The 18,216-nt window shown below is 64.3% G+C and carries 15 protein-coding genes and 1 riboswitch; of the genes, 8 read left to right on the forward strand and 7 right to left on the reverse strand.

Translation table 11 applies throughout. The features are described from left to right. Positions 1-53 precede the first annotated feature (53 nt). Both ACB032_RS16960 and ACB032_RS16965 read right to left on the reverse strand, forming a co-directional pair. The gene (locus ACB032_RS16960; RefSeq protein ID WP_371138380.1) at positions 54-2,663 is read right to left on the reverse strand and encodes a glycosyl hydrolase family 18 protein; all 2,610 of its coding nucleotides are present in this window, start codon (positions 2,661-2,663) and stop codon (positions 54-56) included. A 110-nt stretch (positions 2,664-2,773) separates the two neighbouring features. After that, positions 2,774-2,861: riboswitch (cyclic di-GMP riboswitch) on the reverse strand. Between the two features lie 174 nt (positions 2,862-3,035). After that, positions 3,036-6,536: a NahK/ErcS family hybrid sensor histidine kinase/response regulator gene (locus ACB032_RS16965; RefSeq protein ID WP_371138381.1), complete on the reverse strand. Its 3,501-nt coding sequence runs from the start codon at positions 6,534-6,536 to the stop codon at positions 3,036-3,038. Between the two features lie 219 nt (positions 6,537-6,755). Between ACB032_RS16965 and ACB032_RS16970 the strand changes: the two genes are divergently transcribed. Both ACB032_RS16970 and ACB032_RS16975 read left to right on the forward strand, forming a co-directional pair. Continuing rightward, entirely contained in the window at positions 6,756-7,367 is a 612-nt protein-coding gene (locus ACB032_RS16970; protein ID WP_371138382.1) for a DUF2975 domain-containing protein, read from the forward strand. A 7-nt stretch (positions 7,368-7,374) separates the two neighbouring features. Then, on the forward strand, positions 7,375-7,584 hold the full coding sequence (locus ACB032_RS16975) for a helix-turn-helix transcriptional regulator (protein WP_011704909.1): 210 nt from the start codon (positions 7,375-7,377) through the stop codon (positions 7,582-7,584). An 84-nt stretch (positions 7,585-7,668) separates the two neighbouring features. Here the strand turns inward: ACB032_RS16975 and ACB032_RS16980 are convergent, their stop codons facing one another. Both ACB032_RS16980 and ACB032_RS16985 read right to left on the reverse strand, forming a co-directional pair. Further along, entirely contained in the window at positions 7,669-8,808 is a 1,140-nt protein-coding gene (locus ACB032_RS16980) for a 3-phenylpropionate MFS transporter (protein ID WP_371138383.1), read from the reverse strand. A 288-nt stretch (positions 8,809-9,096) separates the two neighbouring features. Then, complete coding sequence (locus tag ACB032_RS16985; RefSeq protein WP_371138384.1) at positions 9,097-11,190, reverse strand: TonB-dependent hemoglobin/transferrin/lactoferrin family receptor; 2,094 nt, start codon at positions 11,188-11,190, stop codon at positions 9,097-9,099. A gap of 188 nt (positions 11,191-11,378) precedes the next feature. On the opposite strand from ACB032_RS16985, the gene ACB032_RS16990 reads away from it, so the two are divergent. From ACB032_RS16990 to ACB032_RS17000, 3 genes are read left to right on the forward strand one after another with little or no spacing between them, the layout of a single operon-like run. Next, entirely contained in the window at positions 11,379-12,347 is a 969-nt protein-coding gene (locus ACB032_RS16990) for a ChaN family lipoprotein (protein ID WP_371138385.1), read from the forward strand. 60 nt (positions 12,348-12,407) lie between these two features. Beyond that, positions 12,408-12,959, forward strand: coding sequence for a cysteine hydrolase family protein (locus ACB032_RS16995; RefSeq protein WP_371138386.1), 552 nt, complete (start codon positions 12,408-12,410; stop codon positions 12,957-12,959). Between the two features lie 39 nt (positions 12,960-12,998). Continuing rightward, positions 12,999-13,403 carry a lipoprotein gene (locus ACB032_RS17000; protein ID WP_010634919.1) on the forward strand — a complete coding sequence of 135 codons (405 nt, stop codon included), beginning with the start codon at positions 12,999-13,001 and terminating at the stop codon, positions 13,401-13,403. Between the two features lie 69 nt (positions 13,404-13,472). On the opposite strand, the gene hutZ is transcribed toward ACB032_RS17000, so the two are convergent. Both hutZ and hutX read right to left on the reverse strand, forming a co-directional pair. Continuing rightward, a complete protein-coding gene (gene hutZ, locus ACB032_RS17005) occupies positions 13,473-14,030 on the reverse strand; it encodes a heme utilization protein HutZ (protein ID WP_011704904.1) in 558 nt (185 codons plus the stop codon). Beyond that, complete coding sequence (hutX, locus tag ACB032_RS17010; protein ID WP_219311747.1) at positions 14,027-14,539, reverse strand: heme utilization cystosolic carrier protein HutX; 513 nt, start codon at positions 14,537-14,539, stop codon at positions 14,027-14,029. Before hutX ends, hutZ begins: the two co-directional genes overlap by 4 nt. Positions 14,540-14,707: 168 nt before the next feature. Between hutX and ACB032_RS17015 the strand changes: the two genes are divergently transcribed. The 3 genes from ACB032_RS17015 to ACB032_RS17025 are packed head-to-tail and all read left to right on the forward strand — an operon-like array spanning position 14,708 to position 17,378. Next, positions 14,708-15,547, forward strand: coding sequence for a hemin ABC transporter substrate-binding protein (locus tag ACB032_RS17015; protein ID WP_371138387.1), 840 nt, complete (start codon positions 14,708-14,710; stop codon positions 15,545-15,547). Further along, positions 15,544-16,575, forward strand: coding sequence for an iron ABC transporter permease (locus tag ACB032_RS17020; protein ID WP_010634923.1), 1,032 nt, complete (start codon positions 15,544-15,546; stop codon positions 16,573-16,575). Before ACB032_RS17015 ends, ACB032_RS17020 begins: the two co-directional genes overlap by 4 nt. Positions 16,576-16,589: 14 nt before the next feature. Further along, positions 16,590-17,378 (forward strand): heme ABC transporter ATP-binding protein, encoded by a 789-nt coding sequence (locus tag ACB032_RS17025; RefSeq protein WP_371138388.1) that lies wholly within the window; start codon positions 16,590-16,592, stop codon positions 17,376-17,378. A 112-nt stretch (positions 17,379-17,490) separates the two neighbouring features. Here ACB032_RS17025 and ACB032_RS17030 read toward each other — a convergent pair whose 3' ends face one another. Beyond that, complete coding sequence (locus tag ACB032_RS17030; protein WP_371138389.1) at positions 17,491-18,117, reverse strand: YitT family protein; 627 nt, start codon at positions 18,115-18,117, stop codon at positions 17,491-17,493. Positions 18,118-18,216 lie beyond the last annotated feature (99 nt).

Below are 18,216 nucleotides of genomic sequence, written 5' to 3' on the forward strand. Positions count from 1 at the left end.
ATGGGGAAAAAAGGGGGCATGCCTGGCATGCCCCGATGGGTTTAACGGTGAGGTTATTTGCAGCTGGCGGCGCCGATGTCCTGCCAGACGTCGTGCTTGCCCGGCTCATTGCCGCGGGTCCAGTACTGGGCCTTCCACTGGCGACCGTTGTGGGTGGTCACGTCACCGGCGTTGTAGGCAACACTGGCATCCCAGCCCAGCTGCACCTGGCTTATCAGCTTCCACTGATCGGCGGTGCGGCTCGGTTCATTGCCCTGGGTCCAGTACTTGGCCTGCCACACCAGCTGGTTGTGGCTCACCTTCTCGCCACCGTTGTAGGTGGTCGAGGCCTTCCAGGCCGGCCAGTTGGCGGCATCCGGATCGGTGGCGTTGCAGTCGCCGCCACCGCTGGCCGGGGTCACGGTGAGGCGGGTCTTGCCCTGGGCATCCAGGGCGCCGTCGGTCACGGTGACGGTGAGGTCATAACCGGTCTCCACGGTGACGCTGGGGCCCGTCACCACCAGGGTCTTGCTGTTCTGACCGCTGGCGGTGAGCCCGGCCGGCACGCTCCACTGATAGCTCAGGGTGTCGCCGTTGGGGTCGGTGGCGCTGGCGGTGATGCTCACCTGCTTGCCGGCCTGCACCGAGACCTTGTCCTGCACCGTGACGACCGGCGGTAGGTTGGGTTGCGGCGCCTTGTTGGTCACCACCACCTGATCCTTGGCGCTGAGGTTGTGGTCATCGGTCACGGTCAGCTCGAACACCAGATTGACGTCCTGGCTCACCGCATCGACGCTCACCTTGGCCTTGGCCTGGGTGGCATCGCTCAGGGTCGCCTTGGGACCGGAGATCTGGGCCCAGCTGTAGCTCAGCACCGCCCCTTCCGGATCGCGGGAGGAAGAACCGTCCAGCACCAGCTGGGCCGGCCCGGTCACCGCGAGATCGGTGCCGGCGTTGGCCACCGGCGGCTTGTTGACCGGCGGTGTGCTATCGCCGTGGCCCAGCCCCTCGTGCATGGCGTTGAGAATGTCGCCGTTGTCGGCGTCGATTTCCCAGGCGAACATGCCGCCGAGCTGGTTGGCCAGCACGTACTGCCCCTTGGCCTTGACCGAGCGCTCGTCATCGAAGGTGATGAGCTCGCCGGTGGCAGCCTTGAACACGGACGGTGCCTCGGCCACTTCGTCATAGCTGTACTGCCAGTCGCCGGCCATCTTGCCCTTGGCGATGCCACGGTAGTCGATGACCCCCTTCTCCCAGATCCCTTCCGCTTCGGTCCCCGCAATCGGGCCGGTGGCGGTGCCGGTGAAGGGGTTGTTGCCCTGGTACCCGCTGACGCCGGTCCAGCCGCGACCATACATGGCGGCCCCCACCACCACCTTGCCCGGCTCGACGCCCTGACCCAGCAGCGCCTTGACCCCCTTGTCGGTGGTGTACTTGGTGTTGGGATCCCAGCTCGACTCGTAGAGCGCGGTCTGGTGGCCCAACCCGGTGTTGGTCCAGGCGCCGTTGAAGTCGTAGCTCATCAGGAAGATGTGATTCATGTATTGCTGGGCGGCGCGATAGTCCACCTTGGCAATCTTGTCACCGCCGGCACTGATGGCGGAGGTGAGCTCATAGGTACGGCCGGTCTCTGCGCTCAGCTCGTCGAGCATGGCGCGCAGCTCCTTCATGAGCAGCACGTAGGTCTCGCCGTCGGAGGGGCTGCCGAGGTTGGGGTTGGCCCCCAGGCCCCCCGGGAATTCCCAGTCGATGTCCACCCCATCGAAGAATTTCCAGGTCTGCAGATACTCCTTCACCGAAGCGACGAAGGTGTCGCGCTTGGTTTTGTCACCGAAGAAGAAAAAGGGGTCGGAGAGGGTCCAGCCACCGATGGAGGGGAGGATCTTCAGGTCCGGATAGGCCTTCTTGAGCGCCATCAGATTGCCGAAGTTGCCCTTGTAGGGTTCGTCATAGGCGGTGAGATTGCCCTGCCCCATCTGGATGGCAGCCCAGGGATCGTGGATGGAGACCTTGAAGTCCTCGCGGCCGGCACAGGAGCGCTGCAGCGCCTCGAAGCTGCCGGAGATCTCTTTCAGGCTGTCGTTGATGCCGTTGCCACCGCAGATCGGGGTGAAGCCGTAGAGGATGTGGGTCAGGTTCTGGGCCGGGATCTTGTCCACGGTGAACTTGCGACCATAGACCCCCCACTCCACGTAGTAGGCCCCCATCACCTTGCCGGTCTTGTTGACGTAGGGCTTGTTGTTCTCCTTGAGCGGCGCCTTGAGCGGCAGCAGATGGCTGCCGTCGGTGTCGGCCACCAGGATCTCTTTCTTGTCGGAGAGGGTGCAGCCGTCGGCGTTGCACAGCGCCACCTGCATCTGGTAGCGGCCCCCCTTGGTGACCTTGAAGTTGGCGGTGCCGGAGGCGGACGCGGCACCGGACCACACCTCCTTGCCGTCGAGCAGTACCTTGGCGGTCTGGCCGACATCACCGGACCAGAGGTTCCAGCTCACGCTGACCGGCGCGCCATCGGCGTGCACCTTGACCAGCTTGTTGTAGGAGGTGGCGGCTTGATCCACTTCGACGATGGCGAACTTGGTTTCGCCCCAGCCGATGGTGGGCTTGCCGGGGGCGGCAGCGAAGGCGGAGGAGGCACACAGACCCCCGACCAACAACGCCAGTACGGAGGGTTTTGGACTTAACATAGTTGAATATCCTTATTTCGTTCTTGGAATAGATAACGAAAAAGGCAACGCAACCTGACAGGTAACGCAGACAACATCGCACCATGGCTTGGCCCATGGACGAAACAACCTGTGGTGGCCCCGCTATCTTAGGTACTGCTGACCCTTAGACCGGAAGCTTTGCGTCCCGGACTTTCATCCGGTTTGCCTTTTGCACAACTTGATTTGCGACAAAAATAATCGCGACCTGACTATAAGGGAGTCAAAGGAGGGAGGGCAAACCCCCGAGCGGTTATTAATAAACCACTTTTTATCGAAAGTGAGCCTCAAACGAGAAGAAAAGGCGCTTTTTTGTGTCAGAAAGTGCCGATCTTGCCGGCTGGGAGCCGTCGATTAAAATTCGGACGAATTCCCGGTTTCGTGATCATCATCAAGTTTGGCCGGCCGCAAGATGCTGTTCATCAGCGCCCGCAGCTTGAGCGGCTTGACCGGTTTGCTGATGTAGCCGTAGCCGTGTTCGCGGATCTGCGCCTGCAGCTCGCTCTTGCGATCCGCACTGATGATGATGCCGCCGATGTCGTTGCCGTGGGCGAGACGCAGCATGTGCAGCGCCTGCAGCCCGGTCTTGCCGTCGTCCAGATGGTAATCGGAGAGCACCAGCTGCGGCAGGAAGCCCCCGGCGATGAGATCCTCCGCCTGGGCCAGGCTCTGGGCACACACCACCTCGCAGCCCCAGCGTCCCAGCAGGGAGTGCATGGCGATCAGGATGTCGCTCTCGTTGTCGATGCAGAGCACCCGGATCCCCTCCAGCTGGCTGTCGCGCTGGGTGGGGGCCGCCACCTGCGTCGTTGCGACAGGACGGGTCGCCAGATTGAGGGTGATGGCAAACACCGAGCCCGCCCCCGGCCAGCTGCGCAGGGTCAGGTTGTGGCCGAGCACCAGGGCAATGCCGCGGGCGATGGCAAGGCCGAGCCCCAGCCCCTGCTCCCGCGCGGTGCGGGAGTGATCGAGGCGGGAGAACTCGTCGAAGATCGCCTCCTGCTTGTCGGCCGGAATGCCGGGGCCGTTGTCCCACACCTCGATGCGCACCTTGTCGCCGAGCCGGCGGCAGCCGAGCAGCACCCGCCCGCCCGGGTTGTAGCGAAAGGCGTTGGTGAGGAAGTTTTGCAGCACCCGCCGCAGCAGGCGCACGTCGCTGTAGACCGCCACACCGCTCTCCACCACCGAGAACTGGATCCCCCCCGCCTGCGCCAGCACGCCAAACTCCGCCTTGAGGTTGTCGAACACGTCGCGCAGGGCAAAATCCAGTTTCTTGGCTTTGAACTTGCCCGCTTCGAGCCGCGAGATGTCGAGCAGATCGGTGATGAGATCCTCGGTCGCCCCCAGCGCATCGTCGATGTGGCGGGCGATGCGGGCCGGCTCGTCCGCCGGCGGCAGCATCTCCAGCAGGGAGGAGGTAAACAGCTTGGCCGCGTTGAGCGGCTGGGTCAGATCGTGGCTCACCGCCGCCAGGAAGCGGCTCTTGGAGTGGTTGGCCCGCTCCACCTGCTGGTTCACCAGCAGCAGCTGGCGGTTGAGCTCGGAGAGCTCGTGGGTGCGCTCGGCCACCCGCGCCTCCAGGTGTTCGTTGGCCTCCCGCAGTACCCGCTCGGCGTCGCGAAACGGGGTGATGTCGGTAAAGGTCATCACGAAGCCGCCCGCCGGCATGGGGTTGCCCTGCATCTCGATTACCCGGCCATCGGGGCGCTCACGCGCCGAGATATGCTGGCTGCCGCGCTGCATGAAGGCGACCCGCCGCGCTACGTGGGCCTCGACATCGCCGGGGCCGCACAGCCCCTGTTCGGCGTTGTAGCGGATGATCTCCTCGATGGGGCGGCCCACCTGAATGAGGCCGGGCGGATAGTGGAACAGCTCGATGTAGCGCCGGTTCCAGGCCACCAGTTTCAGCTCCCTATCCACCACCGAGATCCCCTGCCCCATGTGTTCGATGGCTCCCTGCAGCAGGCCGCGGTTGAAGCGAAACACGTCAGAGGCCTCGTCCACTATGGTGGCGATCTCCTCGAGCTGCATGTTGCGCCCCTGCAGGGCCGAGGCCAGCACCAGGCGGGCGGACGAGGTGCCGAACACCCCGGCCAGCAGCCGCTCGGTGTGGGCAATCAGCTCGGCGGAGGCCTGCATCTGGGGTGCCAGGGTGCCGCCCCGCTCGCCGGCGAAGCGACCGAAGGCCCGCTTGACCCGGCTCGAGCCGACGAAGCGGGCCGCCAGCATCTCCAGCTCCTTGACCGAGACCCGCGCCTGATAGAGCGCCGTGGTGTCGCGGCTCGGCTTGCCGACGAAGTTGGCCGCCTGCAGCCGCTCGCTCACCGCCGCCTGCGACAGCAGGGAGCCAGCCACATAGCCGATGAGATTGAGCAACAGGCTCAGGAAGATGCACCAGGCCCCCAGGCTGAGATCGCGAAACGCGGGCCAGTCCGGCGGCGCCAGCAGGGCCGCCAGCGGCGAGCCGGCCAGCAGGCCGCTCTCCGCCAGCAGGGTGGCGAACCAGAGGCTGACCCCGAGGGCGAGACCGAGGTAGACCCCCTTGCGGTTGCCGTGCCGCCAGTAGAGACCGAGCAGCAGCGCCGGCGCAAACTGGGCCACCGCGCCGAACGACAGGTAGCCGATGCGCGACAGGCTGGTGAGATCCCCGAGCCAAAGGTAGAGCCCCCAGGCCGCCAGCAGGATCAGCAGGATGGCGCCGCGGCGCACCTGCAGCAGCAGGCGCACCAGCCGCTCGTCCCGCCCCTGCTGCCAGAAGCGGCGCAGCAGCACCGGCAGCACCAGATCGTTGCTGACCATGATGGCCAGCGCGATGGTGCAGACGATCACCATGCCGGTGGCCGCCGAGGTGCCGCCAAGAAACGCCAGCAGCGCCATGCCGTCGAAACCGAGCGACATGGGCAGGCTGATCACATAGGTATCCGAGGCCATGCCGGCCCCCACCCACTGCTTGCCCGCCAGCGCCAGCGGCCAAATGAACAGCCCCATCACGAACAGGTAGAGCGGAAACAGCCAGCGCGCCCAGTGCAGATCCTGGCCCTGGTTGTTCTCCACCACGGTCACGTGAAACTGGCGCGGCAGGCAGATGACGGCGCACATGGCGACCAGGGTGTAGATGGCGAGCTCCAGCAGGCTGCCCGGCGTCACCGCCACCACCGCATCGAGAAAGTCGCTGGCCACCAGGGTGCGGGCCTGGCTCGGCTTGCTGAGGATAAGCCAGAGCGCAAAGCATCCCACCGCCATGAAGGCGAGCAGCTTGACCACGGATTCGAAGGCGATGGCCACCACCATGCCGCGGTGGTGCTCGGTGGCGTCCAGATGGCGGGTGCCGAACAGAATGCTGAACAGGGCCAGCAGCAGGGCCACGCCGAGGGCCAGCCCGGCGGTATTGCCGGTGGGGCCGGTAGGCACAGAGTTGGCCATCAGCAGATCCAGCCCGGTGACGATGGCTTTCAGTTGCAACACCAGGTACGGCAGTATGCCCATGATGGCGATCAGCGCGATCACCATGGCGAGGCGCTGGGACTTGCCGTAACGGGCGGCGATGAAGTCGGCGATGGAGGTGATGTGCTCGCGCTTGGCCACCAGGATGAGGCGGGCCAGCAAGCGCCAGCCGAACAGGAACACCAGCATGGGCCCCAGATAGATGGGTACCGGTGACCAGGGCGACTCGCTGGCCTGGCCCACCGTGCCAAAGAAGGTCCAGGAGGTGCAGTAGACCGCCAGCGACAAGCTGTAGAGCAGGGGCTGCCCCTTTAAACGGCGACGTTTGTTCTTGTCCGCCACGTAGGCGATCAGAAACAGCAGCCCCAGATAGGAGAGCGACAATCCGATCAGCAACCATCCCTGGTGCATCTGTAACCTCTTGTCCGTGTTGAAGATTCAAGCGCAGCAGCAGCCAGTCTAGAGAGCCGCCCGAAAAATGTCATCCTCTTATTGCAGCAAGAATTTATCGTTTTTCAATAAAAAACGGCTGAATAAATATCGAAAAACGATAAACATCTAGCTGTGTTTATTGATAAACAATAATTCGGTGCTGCGCGTGGCCCACCCTTTCACTCCAAGAGGTAAGCGATGAAACACAACAAGCTCGAACGCATGAGCAACCTGATCGAATGGATCCTGCTGTTCGCCCTGCTGGCCACCCCGCTCATGACGGTCATGGGGGTCTGGTCCCAGCTGCTCGGCGGCAGCGACTACCTGCAGCAGGAGCTGATCGACGCACTGGCGGTGCAAGACAGTTCGGTGCTCAACCATGTCCCCCTGACCATGGCACAGCCGGCGCTGGCCAGCACGGCTCCCTCGATTGCCGACTACCCCCTCAACCTGGGCACTCGTCTGCTGGGCACCCTGGTGATGCTGCTGCCGGATCTGGTGTTCATGCTGATGCTGTGGCAACTGCTCCAGCTGTTTCGCGGCTATCGGCAGGCCATGCTGTTCACCTTCAGCCAGATCCGCCGCTACCAGTTGATCGGCCTGCTGCTCTGTGTCAGTTTCGTCACCAAAATCATCACGACCCCGCTGCTGGACATGGTGCTCACCCTGCCGGGGCCCGAGCTGCACGGCCAGATCAACATAGGTTCATCGGACTTCCAGTTGCTGCTGGCCGGGCTGATCGTATCGGCGCTGGCGCTGGTGATGCGCGAGGCCAAGCGGCTGGCCGATGAACAACAACTGACGGTGTGAGGAACCCATGCCCATCATCATCCGACTCGATGCCCTGCTGGCCGAACGCAAAATGACTGCTCGCGAGCTGGCCCTGCGGGTCAACATCACCGAGGCCAACCTCTCCATCCTGAAAAACGGCCATGCCAAGGCGGTGCGCTTCTCTACCCTGGAGGCGATCTGCCGCGAACTGGGCTGCCAACCCGGGGATCTGCTGGCCTTTGAGCAGGAGTCCTGAGCCAGCCGTCACCATGCAACAAGGGGAGCCGAGGCTCCCCTTTTTCGTTGCTGATCAATGTGGTTGTTGACCGGATAGGGCGACTCAGGCGGCCTTCACTTCGCCCTCCCGCAGGCGCAGCACGAACACCGGCAGCACCACCAGCACCATCAGGAAGAAGATGCCGCCCCCCAGCGGTTCGAACAGCAGGCCGCACAGGGTCATCAGGGCGGCCACCGTCATGCCGAGCCCCAGCGCCGCATAGAGCGCCTGGGTCGGGATCAGCTGCTCGGCCGGCAGCTGGCGGGTCATGAAGCGCACGGCGCCGAGGTGGCTGACGCAGAAGGTGACCGCATGCAGCAGCTGACCCGCCACCAGCACCAACAGCTCGGTGGAGGCACCGAGCAGGATCCAGCGCACCACGCAGCCCAGCGCCCCCACCAGAAACAGGGTCTGGGCGCCGAAGCGGTTGAGAAAGCGCTTGTCGGCGGCAAACATGCCGATCTCCGCCACCACCCCCAGCGCCCACAGATAACCGATGGTGGTGCCGCTGTAGCCCGCAGCCTTCCAGTGCATGGCACTGAAGCCGTAGTAGGCGGCGTGGCTGCCCTGCAGCAGAGCCGAGATCAGCAGAAAACGGCGCACCGAGGGGGACTTGAGGGTATCGAGCAGGGAAGCCTTGGCCCGTTCGCCCTGAATGTCCTGCGGCGCCGGATGCAGCGGCAGCCAGCTCAGCAGCAGCATCAGCAGCAGCCCGGCCACCATGGTGTGCAGTATCCAGTCGCTGCCAAAATTCCCCACCAGCGCCCCCACCAGGGTCGAGGCGACGATGAAGGCGAACGAGCCGCACAGGCGCACCTTGCCGTAGTCGAGGTGTGCCTGCACCACCATGCGGGTGGCCAGCGCCTCCCCCACCGGCATCAGGGTCGGGTAGATGAAGTTCGCCACCAGGGTCAGCCCCACCAGCCACCAGAGGTTGTGGCTGAGGTAAAAGCCGAGGAAGGTCAGCAGGCTGAGCAGGCTGAGCAGACGGGTAACCGGCAGCAGGTGCCCCGCCCCCTTGATCTGCCCCATCACCATCAGATTGCCGGCAAAGCGGATCGCCATGCCCGCGCCGAGCAGCAGGCCGATCATCTCGGCGCTGACCCCGATCCCCTCCAGCCAGAGCGACCAGAACGGCAGATAGGCACCGTAGACGAAGTAGAAAGCACCAAAAAACAGGGCTAACCAGGAGAAGGCGGGCATAGATCCTCGACACTGAGAAACGGGGGCACAAATGATAACCGATTTGTCGGTGGGGATCCTGCGATCCCGGGTGGGACGCCACGCAGATAATAATGAAAAACATCAATAAAATTGAACTATTGACGCAAGGCTGGTGTCTATTGAGTAACACCTCCTCCTGGTTAGTGTTGCAATCCTTCCACCCGCCTTCGGCGGGTTTCTTTTTGGCCGCCTTTTTGTCCGCCATCGGGGGCCCGGTTCCCGCCATGAAAAAGGGGCCCGCAGGCCCCTTGTCGTGGTGTGTATTCATCAGAACACGTACTTGACCCGTGCACTCAGGTTGCGCCCCGGCTCGGTCTGGCGGCTGGTGCTGGCACTGGCGCTCTGACCGGTGATGCTCTCGTAGTTGACGTACTCCTTGTCGAACAAGTTGAAGACGCCCACGTTGAACTGCAGATCCTGCACCGGCTTGAACTGGGCATAGATGTCCACCACGCCCCAGCCCGCGCTCTTGATGTTGTCGTTGCCCTTGGCATCCTTGCCCACCTTGCTCATGTCGTCGGCAAAGCGCAGGGCGGTGTTGATGTTCCAGTTGGGCTGCTCCAGTCGAACACCCAGGGTCCCCTTGAGCGGGCTCAGGCTGTTGATGTAGTTGCCGTCGCCATCCTTGCCCTCGATGTAGGAGAGGTTGCCCCAGACGTTGACCAGATCGTTCAGCCAGTAGTCCGCCTTGGCCTCGGCCCCCTTGGTGGTCGCCTTGTCCAGGTTCTGATACTGATACAGCGCGGTGCGGCCCTCGGTGCCGACTCCGGCCAACTCGATGAAGTCTTCAAACTTGTTGTAGAAGGTGGCCACTTCATAGCTGAAGCCGCCGGCGCTGCCGCGCACACCCAGATCGATGCCATCACTGCTCTCGGGCTTGAGGTTCGGGTTGGGCTCGATGCGATAGCCGTATGCCTGGTGGTTCAGGGTGGAGAACGCGTTGTCATACATGGGGGTCTTGTAGCCGTGGCTGTACTGGGCGAACAGGTTGGCCGCCTCGTGCGCCTTGAACACCAACCCCAGCTTGGGCGAGAACTCCCCTTCGGAGAAGCGCTTGAGGTTCTCGCCGGTGTAGGCGGGATCCTGATCCGGGTTCATCCGGTAGTAGTCGTAGCGGGCACCCGGCGTCAGTACCCAGCGCTCGCCGAACTTCAGCTCGTCGAACGCCCACAGGGCGCCGTGCTCGGTGGTGGTGGAGGGGAAGCTCAGCTCGTTGTAGCCGACGAAATCCCCCGGCACGGTCGGTGCCTTGAAGCGGGTCCGCTCGTTGTCGGTGTGCTCATACTCCAGGCCCCAGGCCAGCCGCTGGCTCGCCAGCGCCTTGCTGAACTTCAGCTGGGCGCCCAGGCTCTTCTGTTCGAAACCGTTGTTGTCCAGCGAGTTCTTGGTCACGTAGGGGTTGGTCGGCCGCACCGGGTATTTGGAAGAGGCGTACTGATCCATGGTCTGCTTGGTGCGGGCGTAGTAGAGCTTGCTGTCGATGCGATCGACCCAGGGCGCGTTCAGGGCGATGCCATGATCCAGCACCAGCGACAGGTTGTCGGTCTCCTTGTCGGTGATCGGCTGGTTGAAGACCGAGTCCGCCTTGGTGAGGTCGACGGCATCGGGGTCCTGCCCCTCGTTGAAGTAGTCGACGGTCAGCTTGAGGAACTGGGCATCGCTCAGGTTCCACTGGCTCTTGAACAGCACGGCCTGGCTGACGATGTCGAACTCGTTCTTGTCGCCGTCGTAGTTCTGGGTCACCCCGCCGTCACGCCAGGTGTAACGCAGCAGGTTCTCGAACGCGCCGGCGCGCAGGGCCCCGGTAACGCCGGCCATCTTCTGGTGGCTGCTGGAGGCATAACCGGTGGTGGCATCCAGGTAGCTGTCGCGCCCCTTGAGGAAATCGGCCGCATCCTTGGTGGTGATGGCGATGACGCCGCCCAGTGCATCGGAGCCGTAGGCTGCCGAGGCCGGTCCCTTGACCACCTCGACCTGCTTGATCATGTCGGTGTCAAAATAGCTCTGACCCACGCCGCCGTTCTTGTAGGCATCGTTCTGGCGCACGCCGTCGCGCACTATCTTGACCCGGTTCTCGCCCATGCCGCGAATGATGAAGGTCTGGGCATCGCCGGCGCCGCCGAGGGCGGTGACGCCCGGTTCGTAACGGAACAGGTCGGCGACGTTGCTCACCACCTGCTCTTCAATCTGTTCGGCGGTGATGACCGAGATGGGGCCGGAGACATCCTCCAGTTTCTGCTCCATCCGAGAGCCACTGACCACCATGACTTCATCTGCTTTCTTGTCCGCCGCAAAAACCGGGGAAGCGAGGCCGGCCGCCACGGCAAGGGCGACCAGCGATAGGGTGTTGTTATGGGCCACTGCAAATCCTTATTGAGAACTGTTATCAAACAGCTGGCATCTTACCCACCTCTCGACAAAGATCAACAATAAACGGAATCATTCTCATTTTCTTTTGTCATAATTCGGTTCTACACTACGCCCCTCTGTTTTCCCGCCCGCCATGCTGCCATTGTATGGTGCAGGCACCTCATCGCTGCGAGACATCCATGACCCGACTACTGCCCCTGTTCACCCTGCCCCTGCTGCTGGCCGCCTGTGCCACGACGGCCCCCGTCAACGATGCCGGCACCCTCTATCACTATCAGCTCAAGGCTACCCAGGGGGAGGCGCTGACCCTCGAGCAGGCCCTGGCCCGGGTGGCAGATGCCGACATTGTGCTGGTGGGCGAGCTGCACACCCACCCGGCGGTGCACCTGCTGCAGGCCAGAATGCTGGCGGGCCTGGCCGCAGACGGTCACCCTCTGGTGCTCTCCATGGAGCAGTTCAGCCGCGCCGATCAGCCGGTGCTGGATGCCTACCTGGCCGGTCGCATCGGCGAGGCGGCCCTCATTCGTGACGGCAACGCCTGGCCCAACTACCAGAGCGACTATCGCCCGCTAGTGGAGTTCGCCAAGGCGCACCACCTGCCGGTCATCGCCGCCAATGCGCCCAAACCGCTGGTGAGCTGTGTCGGCCAGGAGGGGCCGGCCTGGCTGGATCAGCTACCCGCCAACCGTCGCAGCCAGCTGGCCCGCACCCTCACCCTCGGCGATGATCCCTATCGCCAGAAGTTCATGGCCTCGCTCCATCATGGGGATGCCGACAGCAACGCCCGCCGCTTTGCCGCCCAGACCAGCTGGGACGACACCATGGCAGAGAGCATGGTGGATTACCTGCGCAGCCACCCCGGCCGGCGCATCATGCACATCGCCGGCAACTTCCACGTAGAGGGCGGGCTGGGGCTGGCCAGCCGTATCGCCAGCCGCAACCCGGATCTCAAGGTGGCGCTGGTCGTGCCGGAGCTGACGACGCCGCAAGCGGGTGAGGGTCAAGCTGCGACCGGCCGGGTTGCCGACGTGCGGGTCGGCATCGCCCCCCTGCCGGAACGCTGGCTAAATGCCGATGAAATGAAGCAAGATATGGGCGCACTGCATCAATCCCGCAGTCGTGACTGCAGCCAGTGGCTGCAACCCTGACCTTGCGTCTGAGGAGCCCAGTGGCTGCCCCCCTGACAAACATTTGCCCAAGGATTTCATATGGATGTGTTACTGGTCATCGACATGCAACAGGGGCTGTTCACCCAGCCTCGCCATCAGGACAGCCAGGTCATCGCCAATATCAATCGATTGGCCGAACGCGTGCGGGCAGAACAGGGTCGTGTCATCTATGTGCAGCACGACGAACCCGGCACCGAGCTGGATCCCGCCAGTCCGGGCTGGCAGCTGCACGCCGATCTCGCCCCGCAGGGGCATGACAGCCGGGTACGCAAGACCGCCTGCGACAGCTTCCTCGACACCGAGCTCGGTTTCCTGCTGGCGGAGCAGCCGGTGGACAGGCTGCTCGTCTGCGGCTGTGCCACCGATTTTTGCGTCGACACCACGCTGCGCAGTGCCGCCGCCCGCGGCTTCGAGGTGGTGGCGGTGACCGACGCCCATACCACAGCGGACAGGCCCCACCTGAGCGCGGAGCAGATCATCGAGCACCATCACTGGATGTGGCGTCACCTCAGCCTGCCAAAAGGCAGAAGCGTGACCCTGCTCACGACGGATGAGCTGCTCGGCGCCACCCAACCCGAGCGGACATGTTAATCTGCCCGCTCTGAAGCGATCACCCGATTGGAGTCTTGTGTGCGTCTACTCTCTGCCGTTGCCTTCACGCTGCTGTTACCGGCAATCACCGCCTGCTCAGGCCTGCCGGGGCGCCAGCCGGATGGCCCGGCCCCCCTGTTCAGGACCCACATCAACGAGGAGGGGAGCAAGCGCTTCACCTTCGAAGCCGCCCCGCTCGATACCCTGCCCACCCGCCTGCAGGACGATGACGGCAGCCGCCTGAGTCGCAGCAAGAGCCTGCTGGAGCGGCGTGAAGCGCTGCAGGATGCCCAGCTCACCCAGGCGCTGGCCGAGCGCAAATACTGCCGCGAAGGCTACATAGTGCTCAGCCAGACCTCCTGGAAGATCCGGGGCGAGTGCAACGAGACCGCCACCCGGGCCGACCGCGACGCCTTCCCCAACAAGGCCTCCTGGCAGGATTAAGGGAAAACCGTCCATAAAAAACGGGCAGCCCCAGGTCTGCCCGTTTTGTCATGTTCGTGATCGCGTGGATCAGACCGGCGCATCGGCCGGGCTGGTCAGCTCGGCGCCGTTGTCGACGCGCTTGTGCCCTTCCACCAGGTGGACGAAGTCCACCAGCTCGTCGCCGGAGACCCGGAACGCCTGGCCGAAGCCCTTGACGAACAGCCCCTGCTCGGGCTTGAGGCGAAACAGCACGAAATCCTTGAGGTTGGAGAGCCCTTTGACTATCTCGCCGAAGCGCCCTTCCAGCGCCGCAATGGCCTGCTCCCAGCGCACGTCGTCGCGGGCCACCACTTCGGCCACCGCATCGAAGGTCAGGCGCTTGCGGGCAAACAGTTCGCGGGCCCCGTTCTCGTCCTCGATCAGCATCAGCGACACCTTGGGCACCTGTTGCAGGTTGCGGGCGTGGCGGGCGATCTCGGAAATCAGCACATAGTAGCCATCCTCTTGCAGCACGAAGGGGGCATAGCTGGCATTGGGGTTGCCTTCACTGTCCACCGTCGCCAGCTGCAGGGTGCGGCAACCGTCGCGAAACTCGCGGATCTCCGGTTGCAGGCGGTTCTGCAGACGCTCCTGACGTTCACTCATGCTTTGACTTCCTCTTGATACTGGTGGCGCAGGGCCATGAAGCGTTCCACCTGGGCTGGCAGCAGCTGACGCTGCTCGTCACGCCCCAGATAGACCTTGAAAATGCAGCGACCGCTGTGGCCGAAGAACTGGAAGGAGTGCCCCTCCTTGCCCATGAACAGCTTGCTGACCAGGGCGATGCCGGCCACGTTGTCGAGCTTGAGGTGGCCGTGCATCTCGCCGTCGCGCCCCATCAGGTTGTAGTAGCCACGGGCGCTCTTGCCACGGGGGAAGGGGGCCTTCACCTCGAAGATGGAGCCGTCGGACTCGACGATGGTGGTCACCTGGCCCCAGTCGGCCAGATCCGCCAGCAGGGCTTCGGCCTGCTCGGCGGGCACCAGGGTGACCAGCTCGGCCGGCAGGTGGCGTACCACCTCCCATTCGCTGACGGCCAGCTCGGCGGCGATGGTGGATGGGTGAGCGCTGGGATCTTGTTCCAGCAGCCCATGAATGCGTTGTGCAATGCTCATCGGTTCTCCCTTGGGGTGCCTGCGGCATCCCTGTTCTGTCATGGCGGATACTGTAATGAAGGCCCCAAACCAATGCAATTGATAATCGCTTTCATTCTCAGTGCATTTTTTTCGACGGCTTGATATTCTCGGCGGCAACCCAACTTCATTCACCCTTCGGAGGTTAGCATGGGCCGTCGTTTTGCCCTCGCACTCAGCCTGCTCGGCTGCTCAGCTCTGTCCCTGCCCGTTCTGGCGCAGGAACGTATCGTCAGCATAGGCCCGGCCACCACGGAACTCATTCTGGCGCTGGGCGGTGAGCAGAGCCTCATCGCCACCGACATCAGCAGCCCAGAGCCGAAAAACCTGCCACGGGTCGGCTATCACCGCGCCCTCGCCGCCGAAGGGATCCTGAGCCTGGCGCCGACCCGGCTGGTCGGCAGCGACGAGATGGGGCCACCGCCGGCCCTGGAGCAGTTACGCCGGGCCGGGGTCGAGGTGGACGTGCTGCCCACCGCCCCTACCCTCGCCAACCTCAACCAGCGCATCGATACCCTGGCCGCCCTGCTCAAGGATCCGGCCGCCGGCACCCGCCTGAAAGCCGAGATCCAGGCCCAGAGCGAGCAGCTGGCCGCCCAGGCGAAGCAGAACAAGCCGCTCAAGGTGGTCTTCCTGCTGCTGCACAAGGGCCAGCCCACCAGCATCGCCGGCGGCAACACCACCGCCAGTGCCCTGCTCACCCTGGCCGGCGGCATCAACCCGGTGGCCCAGTTGCAAGACTACAAGCCAGTCTCCACCGAATCCCTGATCGAGCTGCAGCCCGATCTGGTGCTGGTGAGCGGCCGCGACTGGCAGCAGTATCAGGATCCTGAAACCGTGCTGAGCCAGGTGCCCGCCCTTTCCGCCACCCCGGCCGGCAAGAACAGGGCCATCCACGCCATCGACGGTCACGCCCTGCAAGGGGGGCTCAGCCTCACCTCGCTGCAGCAGGCCAGCCAGATCGCCAAGTGGCTCAAGCTGGGTTCATGATGCGTCTGCCACTGCCCTGGCTGCTGTGCCTCACCGGCGGCGCACTGGCGCTGCTACTGGTCGGATCCTTGGCCACCGGCCCCATGGCCCTCTCTTTTGGCGAGAGCCTGCGCGCCCTGTTCGCCGGCCAAGGGAGCGGGATTGAGGCCCACAAGCTGCTGATCGTGCAGGAGATCCGCCTGCCACGTACCCTGCTCTGCATCGCGGTGGGGGGGATTCTCGGCCTCTGCGGCGCCGTAATGCAGGGGCTGTTTCGCAACCCCCTGGCCGACCCCGGCATCATCGGGGTCTCCGGCGGCGCAGCGCTCGGCGCGGCGCTGGCTATCGTGCTATTGGCCCCCCTCGGCCAGCAGTGGCAGAGCCTGCTCGGCATCGGCCTGCTGCCCCTGCTCGCCTTTCTCGGCGGGGCGCTGACCACCACCCTCGTCTATCTGCTCGGCACCCGGGAAGGCGGCACCTCGGTCACCGTCATGCTGCTGGCCGGGGTGGCCGTCACCGCGCTGTCCGGCGCCGTGATCGGCCTGCTCACCTATCTCGCCGACGATCAGATGCTGCGCAACCTGAGCCTGTGGCAGATGGGGTCGCTGGCCGCGGGCAAGCCGGTGGACGTGGCGCTCGCGCTGCTGACCCTGGTTGCCCTGCTCATTCTGTTCTTGCGCGATGCCAACCCCCTCAACGCTCTGCTGCTGGGTGAAGGGGAGGCGCGCCACCTCGGCATCCAGGTGCAGTCCCTCAAGCGGCGGCTGATCCTGCTCACTGCTGCCGGGGTCGGCGTAGCGGTGGCGGTGGCCGGCATGATAGGTTTCGTCGGCCTGGTGGTACCCCACCTGGTGCGGCTGCTGGCCGGCCCCAACCACGTCCGGCTGCTGCCGCTCTCCGCCCTGCTCGGGGCCGCCCTGCTGCTGGGCGCCGACATGCTGGCCCGCACCCTGCTGGCGCCGGCCGAGATGCCGGTCGGCATCATCACCGCCCTGCTGGGCGCCCCCTTCTTCATCTGGCTGCTGGTCAAGGGCCGCCGGACGCTTTAACCGGAGGACTCCTCTTGTCTGCTTCATCGACCCTGCTGCACTGTCGCCAGCTCAGCCTCAGCCGGGGCGGCCGCCTCATCCTGGACCGGCTCGACCTCAGTCTGCAGGCGGGTAGCCTCACCGCCCTGCTCGGCCCCAACGGCGCCGGCAAGAGCTCGCTGCTCAAATGCCTCACCGGCGAGCTGGAACATCAGGGAGAGATCCGCCTGTTTGGCCGGGAACGGCAAGAGTGGGCCGGCACCGAGCTGGCCCATCGGGTCGGGGTGCTGCCGCAGAGCTCGTCCCTGAACTTCCCCTTCCTGTGCGAGGAGGTGGTGGCCATGGGCCGGCTGCCCCACAGCGAACCGGCCAGCCGGCGCGACCAGATAGTCCGGGCCGCCATGACCCATGCCGGGGTCGATCACCTGGCCGGCCGCCTCTATCCCGGCCTCTCCGGCGGGGAGCGCCAGCGGGTGCAGTTCGCCCGGGTGCTGGCCCAGATCTGGCAGGCACCTGACGAACCGCAGCAAGCGCGCCTGCTGCTGCTCGACGAACCCACCTCGGCGCTTGATCTCAAGTACCAGCACCAGCTGCTCACCATGGCGCGCGCCCTCGCCGCTCGCCATACCGCCGTGCTGGTGGTGCTGCACGACCTCAATCTGGCGGCCCGTTACGCCGACCGGCTGGTGATGCTGGAACAGGGCAGAGTGATGGCCGACGGCACCCCGCGCAAGGTTCTAACGCCTGATCTCATCCACCGGCTCTACGACTACCCGGCCCAGGTGATCCTCCATCCCGAAAGCGGGCTGCCCATGGTGGTGTGATGCGGTGATGGCCGTGCGGCAGATAGCAACAGAGCGCCATCAGGCGCTCTGTTTGCTTGCAAGGCGGGCGGGCTAATCGCCTGCCAAACAGCCTCATATGATTCTTTACTCGTCAAGCGATCTGATAGCGGCCCGGCTTGTGGTTGAGTGTCAACACCAGGTTACAGATGATGGCCGCCACCACCGAGAGCGCCAGGATCCAGGGCTGCACCACGAAGAAGGAGGCGATGACGATGGTGCAATCCAGCCCCATTTGCAGCTTGCCGGCGCGGATGCCGAACCGATCCTGGATAAACAGCGCCAGGATATTGAAGCCGCCCAGGCTCGATTTGTGGCGGAACATGATGAGCAGCCCCATGCCAATCAGGGTGCCGCCGATCAGCGCCGCGTAGACCGGCTCAATCTTGCCGATTTGCAGCACGGCGTTGAGGTGATCCGTCATGAAGGAGACCGCCGCCACCGAGACGAAAGTATTGAGGGTGAAGCGCGGCCCCATCCTGAGCCACGCCAGGGCATAGAAGGGCAGGTTCATGCCGAAGAACAGCAGGCCGAAGCTCAGCCCCGTCACCTGCTGCAGCAACAGCGCCAGCCCGGCGGTGCCGCCGGTGAGCAGACCGACCTGATGAAACAGAAAGATGCCGAGGGAGACGAAGCCGGCCGCGGTCAGCAGGGCGATGACGTCTTCATAGAGGGGGTGCGCAGTCCGAACGGAGTGCGCCGAGCCAGGGGTGCTGTCCATAACCGGTATCCAATAGCGAAGTGAAAGAGTGTCTGTTGCCCGTCTGGCGGGCGCGAGCCCTGTCCGCAGGGCTTCGTTATGGGGTTCAGTCTATTTTTT

This window comes from Aeromonas sp. S5(2024) (assembly GCF_041403025.1).
GTDB classification, from domain to species: domain Bacteria; phylum Pseudomonadota; class Gammaproteobacteria; order Enterobacterales; family Aeromonadaceae; genus Aeromonas; species Aeromonas hydrophila.

Bases quoted from the DNA above. Each gene is read 5' to 3' on its own strand.
- ACB032_RS16970 (WP_371138382.1), top strand. From the start codon at position 6,756: ATGAAACACAACAAGCTCGAACGCATGAGCAACCTGATCGAATGGATC.
- ACB032_RS17015 (WP_371138387.1), top strand. From the start codon at position 14,708: ATGGGCCGTCGTTTTGCCCTCGCACTCAGCCTGCTCGGCTGCTCAGCT.
- ACB032_RS16975 (WP_011704909.1), top strand. From the start codon at position 7,375: ATGCCCATCATCATCCGACTCGATGCCCTGCTGGCCGAACGCAAAATG.
- ACB032_RS16980 (WP_371138383.1), bottom strand. From the start codon at position 8,808: ATGCCCGCCTTCTCCTGGTTAGCCCTGTTTTTTGGTGCTTTCTACTTC.
- ACB032_RS16990 (WP_371138385.1), top strand. From the start codon at position 11,379: ATGACCCGACTACTGCCCCTGTTCACCCTGCCCCTGCTGCTGGCCGCC.
- ACB032_RS17020 (WP_010634923.1), top strand. From the start codon at position 15,544: ATGATGCGTCTGCCACTGCCCTGGCTGCTGTGCCTCACCGGCGGCGCA.
- hutZ (WP_011704904.1), bottom strand. From the start codon at position 14,030: ATGAGTGAACGTCAGGAGCGTCTGCAGAACCGCCTGCAACCGGAGATC.
- ACB032_RS16995 (WP_371138386.1), top strand. From the start codon at position 12,408: ATGGATGTGTTACTGGTCATCGACATGCAACAGGGGCTGTTCACCCAG.
- hutX (WP_219311747.1), bottom strand. From the start codon at position 14,539: ATGAGCATTGCACAACGCATTCATGGGCTGCTGGAACAAGATCCCAGC.
- ACB032_RS16960 (WP_371138380.1), bottom strand. From the start codon at position 2,663: ATGTTAAGTCCAAAACCCTCCGTACTGGCGTTGTTGGTCGGGGGTCTG.
- ACB032_RS16965 (WP_371138381.1), bottom strand. From the start codon at position 6,536: ATGCACCAGGGATGGTTGCTGATCGGATTGTCGCTCTCCTATCTGGGG.
- ACB032_RS17030 (WP_371138389.1), bottom strand. From the start codon at position 18,117: ATGGACAGCACCCCTGGCTCGGCGCACTCCGTTCGGACTGCGCACCCC.